Origin of the sequence: Sphingomonas sp. GlSt437 (assembly GCF_048015635.2) — a bacterium.
Classification (GTDB): Bacteria; Pseudomonadota; Alphaproteobacteria; order Sphingomonadales; family Sphingomonadaceae; genus Sphingomonas.
This window is the reverse complement of sequence record NZ_JBPGYA010000002.1, coordinates 452875-470824: the sequence shown is the minus strand read 5'-3', so window position 1 is coordinate 470824 and position 17950 is coordinate 452875. Positions and strand designations below refer to the sequence as shown.

20 protein-coding genes are annotated in these 17950 nt (G+C 65.5%); 10 read left to right on the top strand and 10 right to left on the bottom strand.

Going from position 1 to position 17950, the window contains the following annotated elements; all coding sequences use genetic code 11:
• Positions 1 to 71: 71 nt before the first annotated feature.
• The 10 genes from bchC (at position 72) to ACLB0R_RS11685 (ending at position 9630) form a co-directional block, all read left to right on the top strand.
• The gene (gene bchC / locus ACLB0R_RS11730; RefSeq protein ID WP_416643506.1) at positions 72 to 998 is read left to right on the top strand and encodes a chlorophyll synthesis pathway protein BchC; all 927 of its coding nucleotides are present in this window, start codon (positions 72 to 74) and stop codon (positions 996 to 998) included.
• Positions 995 to 1978 (top strand): chlorophyllide a reductase iron protein subunit X, encoded by a 984-nt coding sequence (locus ACLB0R_RS11725; protein ID WP_416643507.1) that lies wholly within the window; start codon positions 995 to 997, stop codon positions 1976 to 1978. The genes bchC and ACLB0R_RS11725 overlap by 4 nt, the downstream gene beginning before the upstream one ends.
• Positions 1979 to 1981: 3 nt before the next feature.
• Complete coding sequence (gene bchY / locus ACLB0R_RS11720; protein WP_416643508.1) at positions 1982 to 3520, top strand: chlorophyllide a reductase subunit Y; 1539 nt, start codon at positions 1982 to 1984, stop codon at positions 3518 to 3520.
• 127 nt (positions 3521 to 3647) lie between these two features.
• Positions 3648 to 5093, top strand: a complete 1446-nt coding sequence (bchZ, locus tag ACLB0R_RS11715) for a chlorophyllide a reductase subunit Z (RefSeq protein ID WP_416643509.1) — start codon at positions 3648 to 3650, stop codon at positions 5091 to 5093.
• Positions 5094 to 5237: 144 nt separating this feature from the next.
• The gene (gene pufB, locus ACLB0R_RS11710) at positions 5238 to 5393 is read left to right on the top strand and encodes a light-harvesting antenna LH1, beta subunit (RefSeq protein WP_416643510.1); all 156 of its coding nucleotides are present in this window, start codon (positions 5238 to 5240) and stop codon (positions 5391 to 5393) included.
• A gap of 39 nt (positions 5394 to 5432) precedes the next feature.
• Positions 5433 to 5618 carry a light-harvesting antenna LH1, alpha subunit gene (pufA, locus tag ACLB0R_RS11705; RefSeq protein ID WP_416643511.1) on the top strand — a complete coding sequence of 62 codons (186 nt, stop codon included), beginning with the start codon at positions 5433 to 5435 and terminating at the stop codon, positions 5616 to 5618.
• Positions 5619 to 5776: 158 nt separating this feature from the next.
• Entirely contained in the window at positions 5777 to 6604 is an 828-nt protein-coding gene (gene pufL / locus ACLB0R_RS11700; protein ID WP_416643512.1) for a photosynthetic reaction center subunit L, read from the top strand.
• Positions 6605 to 6618: 14 nt separating this feature from the next.
• Complete coding sequence (pufM, locus tag ACLB0R_RS11695) at positions 6619 to 7593, top strand: photosynthetic reaction center subunit M (protein WP_416643513.1); 975 nt, start codon at positions 6619 to 6621, stop codon at positions 7591 to 7593.
• Complete coding sequence (gene pufC / locus ACLB0R_RS11690; RefSeq protein WP_416643514.1) at positions 7590 to 8696, top strand: photosynthetic reaction center cytochrome PufC; 1107 nt, start codon at positions 7590 to 7592, stop codon at positions 8694 to 8696. The genes pufM and pufC overlap by 4 nt, the downstream gene beginning before the upstream one ends.
• Before the next feature lie 139 nt (positions 8697 to 8835).
• Entirely contained in the window at positions 8836 to 9630 is a 795-nt protein-coding gene (locus tag ACLB0R_RS11685) for a hypothetical protein (protein WP_416643515.1), read from the top strand.
• Between the two features lie 56 nt (positions 9631 to 9686).
• Here ACLB0R_RS11685 and hemA read toward each other — a convergent pair whose 3' ends face one another.
• From hemA to bchL, 10 genes are read right to left on the bottom strand one after another with little or no spacing between them, the layout of a single operon-like run.
• Complete coding sequence (gene hemA / locus ACLB0R_RS11680) at positions 9687 to 10907, bottom strand: 5-aminolevulinate synthase (protein WP_416643516.1); 1221 nt, start codon at positions 10905 to 10907, stop codon at positions 9687 to 9689.
• 3 nt (positions 10908 to 10910) lie between these two features.
• Positions 10911 to 11687, bottom strand: coding sequence for a putative photosynthetic complex assembly protein PuhE (puhE, locus tag ACLB0R_RS11675; protein WP_416643517.1), 777 nt, complete (start codon positions 11685 to 11687; stop codon positions 10911 to 10913).
• Positions 11684 to 12760, bottom strand: a complete 1077-nt coding sequence (acsF, locus tag ACLB0R_RS11670; protein ID WP_416643518.1) for a magnesium-protoporphyrin IX monomethyl ester (oxidative) cyclase — start codon at positions 12758 to 12760, stop codon at positions 11684 to 11686. The genes puhE and acsF overlap by 4 nt, the downstream gene beginning before the upstream one ends.
• The gene (locus ACLB0R_RS11665) at positions 12757 to 13053 is read right to left on the bottom strand and encodes a hypothetical protein (protein WP_416643519.1); all 297 of its coding nucleotides are present in this window, start codon (positions 13051 to 13053) and stop codon (positions 12757 to 12759) included. The genes acsF and ACLB0R_RS11665 overlap by 4 nt, the downstream gene beginning before the upstream one ends.
• Entirely contained in the window at positions 13050 to 13538 is a 489-nt protein-coding gene (puhC, locus tag ACLB0R_RS11660; RefSeq protein ID WP_416643520.1) for a photosynthetic complex assembly protein PuhC, read from the bottom strand. The genes ACLB0R_RS11665 and puhC overlap by 4 nt, the downstream gene beginning before the upstream one ends.
• Positions 13535 to 14173, bottom strand: coding sequence for a photosynthetic complex putative assembly protein PuhB (gene puhB / locus ACLB0R_RS11655; RefSeq protein ID WP_416643521.1), 639 nt, complete (start codon positions 14171 to 14173; stop codon positions 13535 to 13537). Before puhB ends, puhC begins: the two co-directional genes overlap by 4 nt.
• Positions 14170 to 14943 (bottom strand): photosynthetic reaction center subunit H, encoded by a 774-nt coding sequence (gene puhA, locus ACLB0R_RS11650; RefSeq protein WP_416643522.1) that lies wholly within the window; start codon positions 14941 to 14943, stop codon positions 14170 to 14172. The genes puhB and puhA overlap by 4 nt, the downstream gene beginning before the upstream one ends.
• 12 nt (positions 14944 to 14955) lie before the next feature.
• Positions 14956 to 16371: a BCD family MFS transporter gene (locus tag ACLB0R_RS11645; RefSeq protein ID WP_416643523.1), complete on the bottom strand. Its 1416-nt coding sequence runs from the start codon at positions 16369 to 16371 to the stop codon at positions 14956 to 14958.
• Complete coding sequence (bchM, locus tag ACLB0R_RS11640; protein WP_416643524.1) at positions 16368 to 17054, bottom strand: magnesium protoporphyrin IX methyltransferase; 687 nt, start codon at positions 17052 to 17054, stop codon at positions 16368 to 16370. Before bchM ends, ACLB0R_RS11645 begins: the two co-directional genes overlap by 4 nt.
• Positions 17054 to 17941, bottom strand: a complete 888-nt coding sequence (gene bchL / locus ACLB0R_RS11635; protein WP_416643525.1) for a ferredoxin:protochlorophyllide reductase (ATP-dependent) iron-sulfur ATP-binding protein — start codon at positions 17939 to 17941, stop codon at positions 17054 to 17056. Before bchL ends, bchM begins: the two co-directional genes overlap by 1 nt.
• Positions 17942 to 17950 lie beyond the last annotated feature (9 nt).

The window sequence follows — 17950 nt, the reverse complement described above, 5'->3', positions numbered from 1 at the left end:
ACCCTATCGTAAAGATAATGTGACAGCTGCACGAAAGACCCGGCGAACGGGCCTTTGCAGGGGAGCGCAGCTTGGACACGCTGGCGGTCATTTTAGACGCACCGCGACGGATCGATCTCCGCCCGCTGGCGCTTGCTGCTTTGGGGGCCGCCGACCTGCTGGTTGAAATCGAATGGAGCGGCGTCAGCGCCGGCACCGAGAAGCTGCTGTGGAGCGGCCAGATGCCCGCTTTTCCCGGCATGGGTTATCCGCTGGTGCCTGGCTATGAGTCGGTCGGTCGCGTCATCGATGCCGGCCGCGACGCGCAATCCCGGATCGGCGAATGGGTCTTCGTGCCCGGCGCCAATTGCTATGAAGGCGCCCGCGCGCTGTTTGGCGGCACTGCTCGCCGAGTCGTGCTGCCCGGCCATCGCGCACTGCCGGTCGCCGAGTCGCTCGGTCGCGACGGCATCCTGATGGCGCTCGCCGCGACCGCGCATCACGCTGTCATCGGCGGCGAGGCACCCGAACTCATCATTGGCCACGGCATTCTCGGTCGCTTGATCGCCCGGATGACGATCGCGCGCGGCGCTCCCGCGCCGACGGTGTGGGAAACCAACACGGCGCGCCATGACGGTGAAGGTTATAGCGTGATCGCGCCCGAGGCTGACGATCGCCGCGACTATCGCACCGTGGTCGACGCCAGCGGCGCGACCGACATCATCGACACGCTGGTCGGCCACCTCGCCAAGCAAGGCGAGATCGTGCTGGCCGGCTTCTACACCCACATCGCTTTCCGTTTCCCGCCCGCCTTCATGCGCGAGGCGCGGTTGCGCATCTCGGCCGAATTCACCGCCGACGACCTGACGCGCACCCGCGCGCTGATCGAGGACGGCGCGCTCAGCCTGGCGGGCCTGATCAGCCATGTCCGCCCGGCGAGCGAAGCGGTCGACGCCTATCCGGCAGCATTTGAAGACGGCGATTGCCGCAAGATGGTTCTCGATTGGAGAGAAATATGAGCATGTTGGACTCGGGCCCGCTGCGCGAGGAAGCCGCACAAGAGCCCGATCCCGTGCCCACCGGCCCGGTGACCAAGGAAACGCAGATCATCGCGATCTACGGCAAGGGCGGATCGGGCAAGTCGTTCGCGCTTGCCAATCTCTCCTACATGATGGCGCAGCAGGGCAAGCGCGTGCTGCTGATTGGCTGCGATCCCAAATCGGACACGACCAGCCTGCTGTTCGGTGGCCGCTCAACCCCCACAATCATCGAGACCTCCTCGGCCAAGAAACTGGCCGGCGAGGAAGTGAAGATCGAGGATGTCTGCTTCCAGCGCGACGGCGTGTTCGCGATGGAGCTGGGCGGGCCTGAGGTCGGCCGCGGCTGTGGCGGGCGCGGCATCATTCACGGCTTCGAGACGCTCGAGAAATTGGGCTTCCACGATTGGGGTTTCGATTACGTCCTGCTCGATTTCCTGGGCGACGTGGTGTGCGGCGGCTTCGGCCTGCCGATCGCGCGCGACATGTGCCAGAAGGTCATCGTCGTCGCGTCGAACGACCTGCAATCGCTTTACGTCGCGAATAATGTCTGCAAGGCGGTCGAATATTTCCGCAAGATGGGCGGCAATGTCGGCGTCGCCGGCATGATCCTCAACAAGGATGACGGCACCGGCGAAGCCAATGCCTTTGCCCGCGCCGTCGGCATCCCGGTGCTGACCGCGATCCCCGCCAACGAGGATATCCGCCGTAAATCGGCCAATTACCAGATCATCGGCAAGCCTGACAGCCAATGGGGTTCGCTGTTCGAAGAGCTCGCGCTCAACGTGCAGGAAGCGCCGCCGCTGCGGCCCGCGCCGCTCGACCAGGATGGGCTGCTCGCGCTGTTCAGCGCTGACGTGACCGGTGCCGATTTCACGCTGAAGCCCGCAACGCAGGCTGACATGCACGGCAAAGCATTCGCCCCGAGGCCGAGCCTCGAAGTGGTTTACGACAGGGTATAGCGCGTGGACGGCGGCGCCTTTCCTCCCCGCGATCGCGACCGGATCGACCTAGTATCGGCGAGCGAAGGCGGTTGTTCGTCGGCGGACACATTGCGCGAAGCCGCCGCGCAAGCGGGCAAGGCCGAGCTGCTCGATCGCTATGCCGCCGACTATCCCAAGGGCCCGCACGACCAGCCGCAATCCATGTGCCCGGCGTTCGGTAGCTTGCGCGTTGGCTTGCGGATGCGCCGCACGGCGACGGTGCTGTCGGGTTCTGCCTGCTGCGTTTACGGCTTGACCTTCACCAGCCATTTCTACGGCGCGCGTCGCAGCGTCGGCTATGTGCCGTTCAGTTCAGAAACGCTCGTCACCGGCAAGCTGTTCGAGGACATCAAGGAAGCGGTCGAAGGGCTCGCCGATCCGGCGCTCTACGACACGATCGTCGTCACCAATCTCTGCGTACCGACCGCGTCGGGCGTGCCGCTGCAATTGCTGCCGGACGCGATCAACGGCGTGCGGATCATCGGCATCGATGTGCCCGGTTTCGGCGTGCCGACGCATGCCGAGGCAAAGGATGTGCTGGCGGGCGCGATGCTCAGCTATGCGCGCAAGGAAGCCATGGCCGGCCCTGTCGCCGAGCCAAGCAATCGATCGGCCAATAACCCCGATCAACGCCCTACCGTGACTCTCCTGGGCGAGATGTTCCCGGCCGACCCACCCGGCATCGGCTTGATGCTGGAGCCGCTGGGCCTCGCGGCCGGCCCGGTCGTCCCCACGCGCGAATGGCGCGAGCTTTATTCGGCGCTCGATTGCGCGGCGGTGGCGGCAATCCACCCCTTCTACACCGCCAGCATTCGCGAGTTCGAGGCGGCAGGCCGCACGGTCGTCGGCTCGGCGCCGGTCGGACGCGATGGCACCGCCGCGTGGCTCGACGCGATCGGCCAGGCCTGCGGGATCGCGCGGGCCAAGGTCGATGCGGCAAAGGATCGGTTTCTTCCCGCGATCGCCGGTGCGCTTGCTGCGCGGCCGATCAAGGGGCGGATCACTGTTTCGGGCTATGAAGGCTCGGAGCTGCTCGTCGCCCGGTTGCTGATCGAAAGTGGCGCGGACGTTCCCTATGTCGGCACTGCCTGCCCGCGCACCGTCTGGTCCGATCCCGATCGCGACTGGCTGGAAGCGCACGGCTGCCGCGTGCAATATCGCGCCAGCCTGGAGCAGGATATCGCCGCAATCGGGGAATATGGGCCCGATCTGGCTATCGGCACCACGCCGGTGGTCCAGCACGCCAAGGCGCGCGCGATCCCGGCGCTATACTTCACCAACCTCATCTCGGCGCGCCCGCTGATGGGCCCGGCTGGCGCTGGCAGCCTGGCGATGGTGGTCAACGCCGCGCTCGCCAACAAGGACCGGTTCGACCGGATGCGCAGCTTTTTCGACGGCGTCGGCGATGGCGCGACCGCGGGCGTGTGGACCGAAACGCCGGTCGACCGCCCCGACTTCAAGGCGAAATACGCCGCGCAACGCATCGCTGCCGCCAAAGCGGCAGAGGCGGTGGGCTCATGACGCTGATCGCCCTCACCTCCAACCGTCACCCCAGCGAAAGCTGGGGTCTCGTGCCAAACCGGGCGCTGCATCGGCCAAAGGCCCCAGCTTTCGCTGGGGCGACGGCAGGTGTTGGGGAGGAGCAGCTATGACTCTCATCCTCGATCATGATCGCGCCGGTGGCTATTGGGGCGCAGTTTATGCGTTCACCGCGATCAAGGGCCTGCAGGTCATCATCGATGGCCCGGTGGGCTGCGAAAATCTGCCCGTCACCTCGGTGCTGCATTACACCGATGCGCTACCGCCGCACGAGCTGCCGATCGTCGTCACCGGCCTCTCCGAGCAGGAACTCGGCCGCGACGGCACCGAAGGCGCGATGAAGCGCGCCTGGGCGACGCTCGACCCCGACCTGCCCGCCGTGGTCGTGACGGGGTCGATTGCCGAGATGATCGGCGGCGGCGTCACGCCCGAAGGTACCAATATCCAGCGCTTCCTGCCGCGCACGATCGACGAGGATCAGTGGCAATCCGCCGACCGCGCGCTCGCCTGGCTGTGGACGCAATTCGGCACCAAGAAGATTCCGGCGGCTAAGGAAGTGAAGCCGGGCGAGAAGCCCCGCGTCAACATCATCGGCCCGATCTATGGCACCTTCAACATGCCGTCCGACCTCGCCGAAATCCGGCGCCTGGTCGAAGGCATTGGCGCCGAGATCAACATGGTCTTCCCGATGGGTAGCCATCTCGCCGATGTGAAGAAGCTCACCAACGCGCATGTGAATGTCTGCATGTACCGTGAGTTCGGCCGCGGGCTGTGCGAAGCGCTGGAGCGGCCCTATCTGCAGGCGCCGATCGGGCTTGAATCGACCACGCTGTTCCTGCGCACGCTGGGCGAACTGACGGGCCTCGACCCCGAGCCGTTCATCGAGCGCGAGAAGCACACCACGATCAAGCCGCTCTGGGATTTGTGGCGGTCGGTGACGCAGGATTTCTTCGGCACCGCGAGCTTTGGCATCGTCGCCACCGAAACCTACGCGAGAGGGATCAGGCATTTCCTCGAAGAGGATATGGGGCTGCCATGCCATTTCGCGGTCAACCGCTCGGCGGGCGTCAAGCCCGACAATGCGAGCGTGCGCGACATGATCCGCGACAACCCGCCGCTCATCCTGTTCGGCAGCTATAACGAGCGCATGTATCTGGCTGAGGCCGGCGGGCGCGGGGTCTATATCCCGGCGAGCTTCCCTGGTGCTGTGATCCGTCGCCACACCGGCACGCCGTTCATGGGCTATGCGGGTGCGACCTACCTGATCCAGGAAGTGTGCAATGCGCTGTTCGACGCGCTGTTCCACATCCTGCCGCTGGCCGGCCAGCTTGACCGGGTCGAGCCGACACCGGCGCGTAGCGAGCGCGACATCGGCTGGGACGACGCCGCCAAGGCCGAGCTCGATCGCGCGATCGAGCGCGAGCCGGTGCTGGTGCGCATTTCGGTCGCCAAGCGCATCCGCGACGCCGCCGAGCGCGCCGCGCGCCGCGCCGGTGAAGATACCGTGACACCCGAGCGCCTGGCGCTCGCGTTAACTGAAGCGAGGGGCGGATGATCCGCGCTCGCGCCCTATTCCGCACCGCTCCCGTGGCGGCTGCGACAACCGATCCTTGCGGCGATGGTGCCGCCTGGATGCCCCCGGGGGACGCGTGCCGCGCGCCGGATCTCGTCGGGTCGATCAAGACGAAGGAACCTTGATATGAGTGATGAAAGACTGGGTCCGGGCACGTACCTTACGCCCGACGAAGCCAAAGAATTCCACAAGCTGTTCACGACCAGCTTTATCAGCTTCACGGTGATCGCGCTGATCGCCCATGGGCTGGTCTGGGCGTGGAAGCCGTGGCTCGGCCAATAATCGGCCTGTTATTCCAACAATAGTAAAGGAGCCCACGCCATGTGGAGACTTTGGTTGATTTTCGATCCGCGTCGCACGCTGGTCGCGCTTGCCATTTTCCTGTTTGTACTTGCGCTGCTGATCCATTTCATCCTGCTCAGCACTGATCGGTACAACTGGCTGGATGGCGGTCACAAGACCGCGACGGCAGCCGTTTCGGCGCCGGCCGCGCCTTCGGCGTCCTAACCAGGCACGTCGACCGCCGCGTCTGAGACAAGCGCGGCACTAGTTTGAGTTTGGGGCGGGCTCGGTAACGACCCGCCCCGGCTCAGGCGCATGATTTCGTTGCTGCTATGGGCATGCCGCCCTCAGCAGAATGACACGGAAAGCACGGAGAGACAGCCATGGCGCTCTTAAGCTTCGAGCGAAAATATCGGGTCCGGGGTGGGACGCTGATCGGCGGCGACCTCTTCGATTTCTGGGTCGGCCCCTTTTATGTGGGCTTCTTCGGCGTCACGACCGCGCTGTGCGCGCTGCTCGGCACGCTCCTCATTTTCTACGCCGCGTCGCAAGGGCCCACCTGGGACCCGTGGCTGATCTCGATCGCGCCGCCTGACCTGAAATATGGTCTGGGGCTGGCGCCGCTGAGAGAGGGCGGCTTCTGGCAGATCATCACCATCTGCGCGATCGGGGCATTCGTGTCCTGGGCGCTGCGGGAGGTGGAAATCTGCCGCAAGCTTGGCATGGGCTACCATGTCCCCATCGCGTTCGGCTTTGCGATCCTCGCGTATGTCACGCTGGTCGTCGTCCGGCCGGTGCTGCTCGGCGCGTGGCATTTCGGCTTCCCCTACGGGATCTTCAGCCATCTCGATTGGGTGTCGAACACCGGCTACCAATATCTCCACTTCCACTACAACCCGGCGCACATGATCGCGGTGAGCTTCTTCTTCACCACGACGCTGGCGCTGGCGCTGCACGGTGGCCTCATCCTGTCAGCGGTCAACCCGCCCAACGGCGGCGAAGTGAAATCGCCCGAATATGAGGACACGTTTTTCCGCGATACGATCGGCTATTCGATCGGCACGCTCGGCATTCACCGGCTCGGGCTGCTGCTCGCGCTCAATGCCGCCTTCTGGAGCGCGGTGTGCATCGTGATCTCGGGGCCGGTGTGGACGCGCGGTTGGCCGGAATGGTGGACCTGGTGGCTCAATCTGCCGATCTGGGCGCACTGAGGGAGTTTGACACGATGGCACGCTATCAGAACATCTTCACCCAGGCGCAGCTGAGGGGCCATGCCGAACTTGGCCCACCGCTTCCGCCCGGCAGCTTCGATCGCTCCGGCGTCGCGGGCTACAGCTACCTCGCCGGCAAGATCGGCAATGCGCAGATCGGGCCCATCTATCTGGGCGGGCTCGGCATCGCGTCGATCCTGTTCTTCTTCCTCGCCTTCGAGATCACCGGTCTCAACATGCTGGCGAGCGTGGGGTGGAACCCCATCCAGTTCGTCCGCCAGCTGTTCTGGCTCGCGCTCGAGCCGCCGGCGCCCAAATATGGCCTGCAGCTGTTCGTGCCGCTGGCCGAAGGCGGCTGGTGGCAGATCGCCGGCTTCTGCATGACCGCGTCGGTGCTGCTCTGGTGGGCACGCACTTATGTCAGGGCGCGCGCGCTCGGCATGGGGACGCATGTCGCCTGGGCTTTTGCCAGCGCCATCTTCCTGATGCTGTCGATCGGCTTCATCCGCCCCGTGCTGATGGGCAGCTGGTCGGAAAGCGTGCCCTTCGGCATCTTCCCGCACCTCGATTGGACGGCGGCGTTCTCGATCCGCTACGGCAATTTGTTCTACAACCCGTTCCACGCGCTTTCGATCGCGTTCCTCTACGGGTCGACGCTCCTCTTCGCGATGCACGGCGCCACCATCCTGGCCGTTGGTCGGTATGGCGGCGAGCGTGAAATCGAGCAGATTACCGATCGTGGCACGGCATCTGAACGCGCGGCGCTGTTCTGGCGCTGGACGATGGGCTTCAACGCGACGATGGAATCGATCCATCGCTGGGCGTGGTGGTTCGCCGTGCTGACGACGCTGACGGGTGGCATCGGCATCCTGCTGACCGGCACCGTTGTCGATAACTGGTACCTCTGGGCGCAGCAGCATGGCTATGCGCCGGCCTATCCGTCGACGGGCGTCGTCGACCCCGCCACTCTGCCGGGAGCACCGAAATGATCGACCGTTGGGGGAAGAACGCCGTCGCCATCGTCGCGGCGGCCAGCCTGGGGCTGATGCTCTCAGGCTGCGAACTCGGCAAGAAAAAGGTCGAGCAAACCGGCTATCGCGGCACTGGCGGTGATCAGGTGACTGCGGTCGCGCGGCTGACCAGCCAACCCGTGCCGCAGCCGCCCTATCCGCTGCCGGCCGCTGGCGGGCCGACGGCAGGCCAGACGTACCAGAACGTTAAGGTGCTGACTAATGTCAGCGCCGAGCGGTTCAACTACATCATGGCTTCGATCAGCCAATGGGTGGCACCGCAGGACGGACCCGACCCCACCAAGGTCGGCTGCAACTATTGTCACAACCCCGCCAACATGGCGTCGGACGAGAAATACACCAAGGTCGTCGCGCGGCGCATGCTGCAGATGACGCTGGCGATCAACTCGAAATGGCAAGGCCACGTCCAGAATGTCGGCGTGACCTGCTACACCTGCCACCGCGGCAATGCGGTGCCCAAATATGTCTGGTCAGCCGCTGATCCGGGCCACCCGGCGCACGGGCTGCTGGGCGACAAGCAGGGCCAGAATGCGCCGTCACCGGCGGTGAGCTACGCGTCGCTGCCGAATGATCCGTTCAGCACGTTCCTGACGACCGACAAGAACATCCGCGTCCAGAACACCAACGCGTCGGGCCTGTATGAAAAGCCCGGTCCGTCGTTGAAGGAAGCGGAGAAGACTTATGGGCTGATGATGCACATGTCATCGGCGCTCAACGTCAACTGCACCTTCTGCCACAACACTGACTCGTTCAGCAGCTGGTCTAACAGCCGGCCGCAGCGCGTGACCGCCTGGTACGGCATCCGCATGGTGCGCGATATCGACCAGACCTATATCGCGTCGCTGCAGCACGTCTTCCCTGACAATATGAACCGCAAGGGTCCGTTGGGCGACGTGTACAAGGCGAATTGCGCGACGTGCCACCAGGGGCTCAACAAGCCATTGGGCGGGGTGAGCATGCTGGGCGATTATCCCGATCTGCGCGGGCCGACGCCGGCAGGAGCTCCGGCACCCGCTGCGGCTCCGGCAGCCGGCGCGGGGGGCACGAAAACCGCCAAATAATCGGCCACTTGACTGAACAACGATGCGCCTCGCTCCTAGCCGAGCGAGGCGTTTTCGTTGGAGAAAGCCGGGTGACCGCCAATTAACTCGTGGTTCCTGCTGCGGAATGACTTTTGGCTAAGGGGCAGGGGGAAGCGGCATGGCAAGCACAGCACGGCGGCATGGGGCGGGCATCGGTTTCCTGGCGACCCCACGTGGCCCTGCCTTTGCGCCCGCGCGCGATCGCAACATCTATGTCTTGTGGATCGCGTTAATCTGGGCGGGGATGCTGGCAGGCTTCCTGCCCGATCTCAGCCGCTACTTCGCCGAGAAACCGACACCGCCGCCTTGGATCCTCCACATCCACGGCATCGTCTATTTCGTCTGGCTTGCGCTGGTGACGGCGCAGATCGCTTTGGTCGAGGTCCGCAAGCCCGCGTTGCACAAGCAGTTGGGCTGGTGGCTGGTTGGCCTGTCGGTCGCGATCGTGGTGCTCGGTTTCGTTGCTGCGATGGTCGACATGGCGCGATCGGTTTCGCAAAGCTCTTACTCTCCCGAGTTCCTCGGCCTGGAATTTCAGGAGCTGGCGGTCTTCTCGATCCTGCTCTGGCTGGCGATCGAGATGCGGCGCGATCTCGCGGCGCACAAGCGGCTGATGATCCTGCTCGCGGTCAGCATCATGGACCCAGGCACCGCGCGGATGTGGAGCCTGTTCAGCGTCGATCGGCCAGCGGCGCCGCTGGGATGGTGGTTCAGCTTCTTCTGGGGCAACGTTACGCTGGTCATCCTAATGATGGCGTGGGACCGCTGGCATCATGGCCGCATCCACCCGGCGCTCCTCGGCGGTGGCGCACTGATCGCGGCGGGCGAGGCGAGCGCGGTATGGCTCAATTTCGCACCTTGGTGGCATGTCGCCGCCGGCCGCCTCGTTGCCGCCTGGGGCTGGACGGGCTGAAAAAAGGCCCCGGCATCGCTGCCGGGGCCCAAGAAATACGGCCGGAGGAAGGAAGGTCAGGCCGCCATCGCCCGGCGGGCCAGCTCGCACTGCGACCAGATTTCGGACAGCGCGTGGACCAGCCGGTTGATGTCGTCATCGCTATGAACGGGCGATGGCGTCAGCCGCAGCCGCTCGGTGCCGACGGGCACGGTCGGGTAGTTGATCGGCTGGACGTAAATGCCGTGGTTCTCGAGCAGCCAGTCGCTGATGCGTTTGCACTTCTTGGCGTCGCCGACCATCACCGGGATGATGTGACTGGGGTTTTCCAGCGTCGGGATGCCGATCGCGTGCAAGCGACGGCGGACGGTAGCGACGCGCTCCTGATGCGCCTCGCGCTCGGCATTGCTCTCTTTCAGATGCCGAATGCTGGCGGCCGCGCCGGCGGCGAGCGCCGGGGGCAGCGCGGTCGTGAAGATGAAGCCGCTGGCAAAGCTGCGCACGAAATCGATGAGCGCGGCCGAGCCGGTGATGTAACCACCCATCACGCCATAGGCCTTGCCCAGCGTGCCCTCGATCACGTCGATGCGGTCCATCAGCCCTTCGCGCTCGGCGACGCCGCCGCCGCGCGGGCCGTAGAGGCCGACAGCGTGGACTTCGTCGATATAGCTCAGCGCGCCGTGCTTCTCACAGACGTCGAGGATCTCGGCGATGGGGGCAATATCACCGTCCATCGAATAGACGCTCTCGAACGCGACCAGCTTGGCGCGGCCGGGCTCGACCTCGCTCAGCAACCGATCGAGATCGGCGGGGTCGTTATGCTTGAAGCGGCGGCATTCGGCGCGGCTGTGGCGAATGCCCTCGATCATCGAGGCGTGGTTGAGCGCGTCTGACAGCACCACGCAATTGGGCAGCTTCGCTGCCAGCGTCGACAGCGCCGCCCAGTTCGAGACATAGCCGCTGGTGAACAGTAAGGCGGCTTCCTTGCCGTGCAGATCAGCGAGTTCGCGCTCCAGCTCGACATGCGCGTGGGTGGTGCCCGAAATGTTGCGCGTGCCACCGGCACCGGCGCCGCATTTGTCGAGCGTTTCGTGCATCGCCGTCATCACCTTGGGGTGCTGGCCCATGCCGAGATAATCGTTCGAGCACCACACCGTCACATGGCCGACGCCATCATCGGTATAGTGATTGGCGTGGGGAAAGGCACCGGCCTTGCGTTCCAGCTCGGCAAAGATGCGGTAGCGGCCATCCGCCTTGATCGCATCGAGCTCGCCCTGGAAAAATGTCTCGTAATCCATCCCTTAACTCCCCACGGTGATTTTATCGGTTGGTTTGGCGCTGGCCCAGCGGAACAGCTTGGCGTCTTTCATCGGCAACACGAGGAACAAATGCTCGACCACGCCGAGCGCGGCGAGGCCGGCGATGAGCGCGCCGGTCGCGGCGGCGGCGCTGTTGGCCGGTGCGGCTTCGGCAAAGCGCCAGGCGATCAGCGTGACCGTTACGCCCAGCGCGATCGACCACGGAAACAGCGGGTTCATGGCTGCCTTGCGGAAATAGCTTTTGAGATAAGCGAGATGCTCGGGAAACACTTCGTCGCTCAAATTCGGCATGCCGAGATAGAGGTTGAACTTGGCGGACAAGCGCAGGACGAACAGCAGCCCAAAGGTGAGCGGTGCGGCCTGGTTCGGCAGCCCCCAGCTGAGTGCTACGAGCAGCGCGAGGTGCAGGGCGAGGGCGATTTCGTGGTGGATCACCGTCGCGGTCGCCGCCTTGAAGCGCGCCCAACCGGTCAGGCCAGCGGGGCAGGGCGCTTTGCTCGGTCCCGCGACGAAGCCCATCAGAAAGCCCATTTCGTGCCAGCCCCAGATCACGATCGCGGCGGCAAAGCCGGCATAAGCGCTGGTCCAGTCGCTGCCGGCCGCCAGCCAGCGCACCGACACCGTCGCTGCCAGTGCGGCGATGCCGGCGAGCGCGAAGCTCAACCCAAAGGTCCGGCGCGGGCGGCTGTCGAGCCACACCACCGCAGCGGTGCCAACGAACCAGGCGATGATCGCGAACAGGAGCGGCGGAAACGTCACCAGGCGGCGGCCAGCCGGGTGGCGACGGGCAGCGCATTGCGCTCGACGGGCACGAAGAACAGCCGCGCGAAATTCACCGCCGCCACCGGCAGCAGCGCCGCGCGCTTCAGCGTGCCGAGAACACCGCCTTGCGCCTTGGCGGCATCGAGCCTGGCCGAGACTTTGCGCATCCGCTCCAGGCCCGCGAGGAAGGCCGGGTTCTCGGTGTCGAGCACCACGGGGAACACCTGGCGGGTAATCTCCGAGCAGATCTGGAAAACGCGGCGGTCATAATCGCTGGGGTCGATGCCGAGCGCCTTGTGGAAGGCGGGGCGATCATGGTCGCGGATATACATCGTCGCATAGACCGCGCAGAGGAAGAAGCGAATCCACAGCTTGTTGTGGCCGGAGAGCAGCTTGGGGTCGGCGCGCATCAGCAGCGCGAACGCCTCGCCATGGCGGAACTCGTCGTTGCACCATTGCTCGAACCAGTTGAAAATCGGGTGGAAGCGCAGCTCCGGGTGGCGCGCCAGGTGGCGATAAATGGTGATGTAGCGCGCATACCCGATCTTCTCCGACAGGTACGTCGCGTAGAAGATGAATTTCGGCCGGAAATAGGTGTATTTCTTGGTCTTGGTCAGGAAGCCCAAGTCGATGCCGATGCCGGCGTCCTTCAGCGTATCGTTGATGAAGCCGGCGTGGCGGCTCTCGTCGCGGCTCATCAGCTTGAACAGCATCTTGACGTCGGGGTTCTTCGCGCGGCGCTGGATTTCGGCGTAGAGGATGCAGCCGGAAAACTCGGCGGTCAGCGAGCTCACCAGGAAGTCGACGAATTCGGGGCGCAGATCGTCGGGCAGGCTCTCGATCACGCCGTCAAAGCTGCCGTCGCGCTTGAAATGGCGCTTGTTGGGGTCGGCCTGCATCTCGGCAATCAGCTGGTCCCATTCGGCACGGACGGCGGAAACGTCGATGCGGTCCATCGCCGCGAAATCGGTGGTGTAGAAGCGCGGGGTGAGCACCGTATTCTGGCAGGCAATCGCTATGACATCGGGCTTGGCGTCTGGCGCGGCATTGATCGGGGTAATCGCGTTCATCTTAGGCTCCCGCCGGAAAAGCTGACTTCGTAAAGCTCGGTCATCTCGAAATGGCCGGCGAATTTGGTCCATAGCCGCTCGATCGCGCTGGCGCGGGTGACGGTGGCGGTGCGATCGAACACCGCGCTTTCGCCAAAGCCGACGCTGATCGCTTCGCCATGCACCAGCACGCGGTCGCCGGGGTGGATCGGCACGTCGCCGGCCAGCTCGACATGCGCGCACAGAAACTCGTCGCTATGCTCGACCGCGATGCGGCAGGGCGTGTCGAACGAGGTGCGGCCGAGACCGATCATTTCGTGGCTTCCGGCGTGGTGAGCAGCGCGAGGAACGCCTGGCGATTGGTCTCGCCGAACCCGCCCAGCTCGAGCGCGCGACCGGTGGTGCGGTCGATCAGCGAGAGCTGGCCGTCCTGCCACAGCGTCAGTGTGAAGGGCTGTGCCGCGCCGATGCCGCGCAGCTTGCGGTCGCGCGCCATGCCGCGCATCACGCCGCGGATGAAGCCCTGCTGCTCGCCGGGCTCGATCGCCCGCACCAGCCGGCCCGAGGTCACATCGGTGATGGCGACGCCGCCATCGGCGCGATCGGCGAAGCTCAGCACGCGGGTCGTCACCGGCACGGCATGGTCAGCAGCGCGGACCAGCGCCGGCGTCGCGGCGGCAGGCACCTGAGCAAGCCGCATGAAGCCGGCGGTCGCGATGACGCTCACCACCAGCACGCCCGCGGCGATCAGTGCGCCGGGGGGGACAGTGGGGTCGTGCGGGCGGTGAAGCGCGGTCATGCGAGAGCTGCCTGTGGTTGAGGAGTGAGACGGGCGGGGGCTGCCGAGACGGCCATTGTCGTACCTTCCGGCGCCACCGCGCGGCAGGCCTGCGCCAGCCGATCGGCGATCTTCGCCGCGTCTGGCACCGCGCGCAGCATCGGCTCGGGCGTCGCGAGGCGCCACGGGCGGGCGTGCGGCCACAGCATCATATAGCCGATCGCCTGCCGCCCGCTGATCGCGATCGACACATCGCCGCTGCCGTCATGATGCGCATGCAGGTCGATCGACTGGACGAGCGCCAGCGGCAGATTGACGCATTTGGGCAGCGCCATGCCGAAGCGCAGTACGATCCGCCGGTTGGTGAGCGTATAGATGGTGCCGCGCGACGCCCACCAGGCCAGGCCGGTCAGCAGCGCCGTCACCACCACGCCCAGGCAGGCGGTGATGGCGAGCCCGGTGACGTTCCCCGACCGGATCGCCATGATCGCCGCCAGTCCGGTGAGCACCGCGAAATAGCCGCCGACCATCCGGGCGTGGAACGCGGTGCGCGCCAGCACCCGCCAGTCGGGCGATCCCTGCCACAGGATATGCTCGCCCTTGGGCGGCAGACCCGGCAGGCCGGGGATCGGCTCGGCTTCGTACTCGGTGATCACAGCAGCGGCTCGGCGCGATCGGGCGTCGCGTAAAGATAGCCGCCGCCGAAATAGGCGACGATCCGCTCTTCCTCGTAGAACGTGATCGTGTCGGGCCCGGCAATCGCGGGCACATCGGCGAATTGCGCCGCGGTGATCGCATCGAGCGAGACGCGGTGATATTCGCCCTGAATCGTTGCCATCGCCATCGGCGCCAGCACGCGCTTGCCGACCGACAGCTCGACATCGAGATAGCGGATCAGCCGGTCGGCGCGGTCAACCCAGAGATCGACCACCTTGCCGGCGACCTTGCCATCGGCACCCACCACGGCAAAGCCGCGCGGATCGGCATCGCCCTTGGCGATGAAGAAGCCGTCATCGGTGCTGATCGGCACGATGCGCGGGCGGCCTTCCCAATCGATGTCGGGCCGCTTGGCGCGATCGGCCCAGGCGGCGGGGCCGACACCGTCGACCAGCGGGTTGCCGGTCGGCTCGATCGAGGCGCCGTGGAAGCGATCGGTGCGGCGTGCGCCGGCGACTTCGACGGGCTCGCGGCCCTTGGTCGGCGCGGTCACCGAGCCGCGATCGAACGACAGGCGGAAGGTCTTGGGCGACGCGGTCAGGATCGGGCCGCCGGCGCTTTCCAGCCGCCCGGTCAGCTCATCCTCGAGCGGATAGCCTTCGCGGCGGTCTTCGCGGCGAAGGTAAATGACTAACCCCAGGAAAAACAGGAAGAACGCGTTGAGCGCGATCAGCGCAACGTCGATATGCGGGGTGATTTGCAGGTGCATGACGTATCCCCTTCAGGCAGGAAATTCACTTAATCCAAACGGTACGTTACTGGCGGCATCGCTCGCCCGGCCGCGAACCAGCGGACCGAGCGCGATAATCGTGGCGAGCAGCAGGAAAATCTCGAAGCTGTAGACCATGGCATAGCCCGTCGCCGGATTGGCGAGCACCGGGCCCAGGTCTTGCGCGACGGCGGACACCGCGTCGCGGGCAAAGGCGCCGAGCGCAATCGCCGCGCCCGCGCAGGTCGCTTGCACCGCGCCCCAGGCGCCAAGCGCCAGGCCGTTATAGCTTTCCTCGGATGCCGCCATTGCCGCGGTCAGCGTACCGACCGAGAACAGGCCGCCGCCCAGCCCGATCAATGTCGCGCCGATCGCGAGCAGCGCCACCGCATGGAGCGGGGCCGAGAAGATGACGCATAGGAAAGCAGCGATGCCGATCACCGCGCCATAACCCGCCAGCCGGTGCGGATCGGCGGCGCGGCCAAGCTCGCGCGCGGCGACGGCGAAGCCGGTCAGCATGCCGACGGACCAAAGCGCGGTGAGCGAGGTGGTGGCGCCGACCGACAAGCCCAGAATCTGTCCGCCAAAAGGCTCGAGCAACACATCCTGCATGCTGAACGCCGCCGCGCCGATGCCGACCGAGACCAGCAGCCGCATCACGCGCGGCTGCGCTGCAAAGATCGCCCAGGCTTGCTTGAAGCTGGGCTTGATCTCCTGGTGGCGCGTCGCGTCGCGGTTGCGCGCTTCCTGCTTCCACAGCGCGATGATGTTGAGCACCATCGTCAGCGCGCCGGCGCCTTGCACCACCTCGACCAGCCGCGTCGGGGTGAAATGGACGAGCAGCCGGCCGATGATGAGCGCAGATGCCATCATGCCGATGAGCAGCATCACATAAAGCAGCGCGACGACACGCGGGCGCTTGTCCGGGGGCGAGAGGTCGGTCGCGAGCGCGAGGCCCGCGGTCTGGGTCGTGTGCATCCCGGCGCCGACGAGCAGGAAGCCGATCGCCGCGCCGATCTCGCCGATGATCGCGGGGCCGTGGCCGCCGCCGGTCATCACCAGCATCGCGAAGGGGAGCAGGGCAAAGCCGCCAAACTGCATCAGCGTGCCGAACCAGATATAGGGGACGCGCTTCCACCCGAGATAGCTTTGGTGATGATCGGACTTGAAGCCGATCAGCGCGCGCAACGGCGCGAAGACGAGTGGCAGCGACACCATGATCGCAACCAGCGAGGCGGGCACGCCCAGCTCGACGATCATCACCCGGTTGAGCGTGCCGGTCAGCAGCACCGCCGCCATACCGACCGAAACCTGGAACAGCGAGAGGCGCAGCAGCCGGCCGAGCGGCAATTCCTTGGTCGCGGCATCGGCGAACGGCAGGAAGCGCGTACCGATGCGCAGCCAGAATTGGGTGGCGCGACCGCTCATGCCCGCACCATCTTGAAGCCGTGGCTGGTGTAGAAGCCGCTGATGATGCGTTGACCAGCCGCCACCCGCATCCCGGGCAGTGCGTTGGCGAGGAGCGTGCGCAGCAGGCGCTCGTCGACCGGCTCGATCGCGGGTGCGCGATCGGCCTTGGGGAACAGCTTGCCGACGGTGTGCATCAGCGTCAGAGCAGGCGTGCGCGGCGCGAAGGTGAAAACCATCGAGCCGTGCGTGCGCTCGGCCAGGGTGCGCAGTATCTCGACGATCTCGAACGCGGGGTAATGGATCAGCGAATCCATCGCGACGACATGGTCGAACTCGCCAAGCGCCGGGTCGAGCATATCGCCGACGCGCCAGTCGATCTTAAGACCCGCCGGCGCGCGCTGCTGCGCGATCGATACCAGGCTACCGGCAACATCGATTGCCACTACTTCGGCGCCGCGCTGCGCGGCTTCGACCGCCAGTGCGCCGGTGCCGCAGCCGGCATCGAGCAGGCGTTGCCCGCGCAGATCGGCGGGCAGCCAGTCGAGCAATGTCGCGCGCATCCGGTCGCGCCCGGCGCGCACCGTCGCGCGGATGCCGCTCACCGGCGCGTCCGACGTCAGCTGCGCCCAGGTGGCGCTCGCCGTCTGGTCGAAATAGGTCTGCAGCCGCGACCGATAGAGGGAATAGGTGCTGCTCGCCATCACTCGAACCCCAGAAACTCGAAAATATCGCGGTCTTTCATAGGGTTGGCGTCGAGTGCGTCGGTGCCGGCCCAAAGCTGCGCGGCGAGCCGCTTATATTCGTCGCACACGGCGGCGACTTCGGGCGTCTGCTCCATCTCGAACAGTGTGCACTTCTTCAGGCGGCTGCGGCGGATCGCGTCCAAGTCGGGGAAATGGGCGAGGCGCTTGAGACCCGTCGCGTCGTTGAAGCGGTCGATCTCGTCGGTCGCGACGCTGCGATTGGCGATCACCCCGGCCATCCGCACTTCGTAATTCTTCGACTTGGCTTTGATCGCGGCGACGATGCGGTTCATCGCAAAAATGCTGTCGAAATCGTTCGATGCGACGACCACCGCGCGCTCGGCATGCTGCAGCGGCGCGGCGAAACCGCCGCACACCACGTCGCCCAGCACGTCGAAGATCACCACGTCGGTTTCTTCGAGCAGATGGTGCTGCTTCAACAGCTTGACCGTCTGGCCGACGACATAGCCGCCGCAGCCCGTGCCCGCCGGCGGCCCACCAGCTTCCACGCACATCACGCCGTTAAAGCCCTCAAACATATAATCCTCGGGCCGCAATTCCTCGTGGTGGAAATCGACCGTTTCCAGCACGTCGATCACCGTCGGCATCAGCTTCTTGGTCAGCGTGAAGGTCGAATCATGCTTGGGGTCGCAGCCGATCTGCAGCACGCGCTTGCCGAGCAGCGACAGCGCGGCCGACAAGTTGGACGAGGTGGTCGACTTGCCGATGCCGCCCTTGCCATAGATGGCGAACACCTTGGCGCTGCCGATCATGTCCTTGGGGTCGAGCGCGACCTGAAGCGAGCCTTCGCCATCCGCGCGGTTCTTGGGGTCGTCTAACGCCATGATATCGTT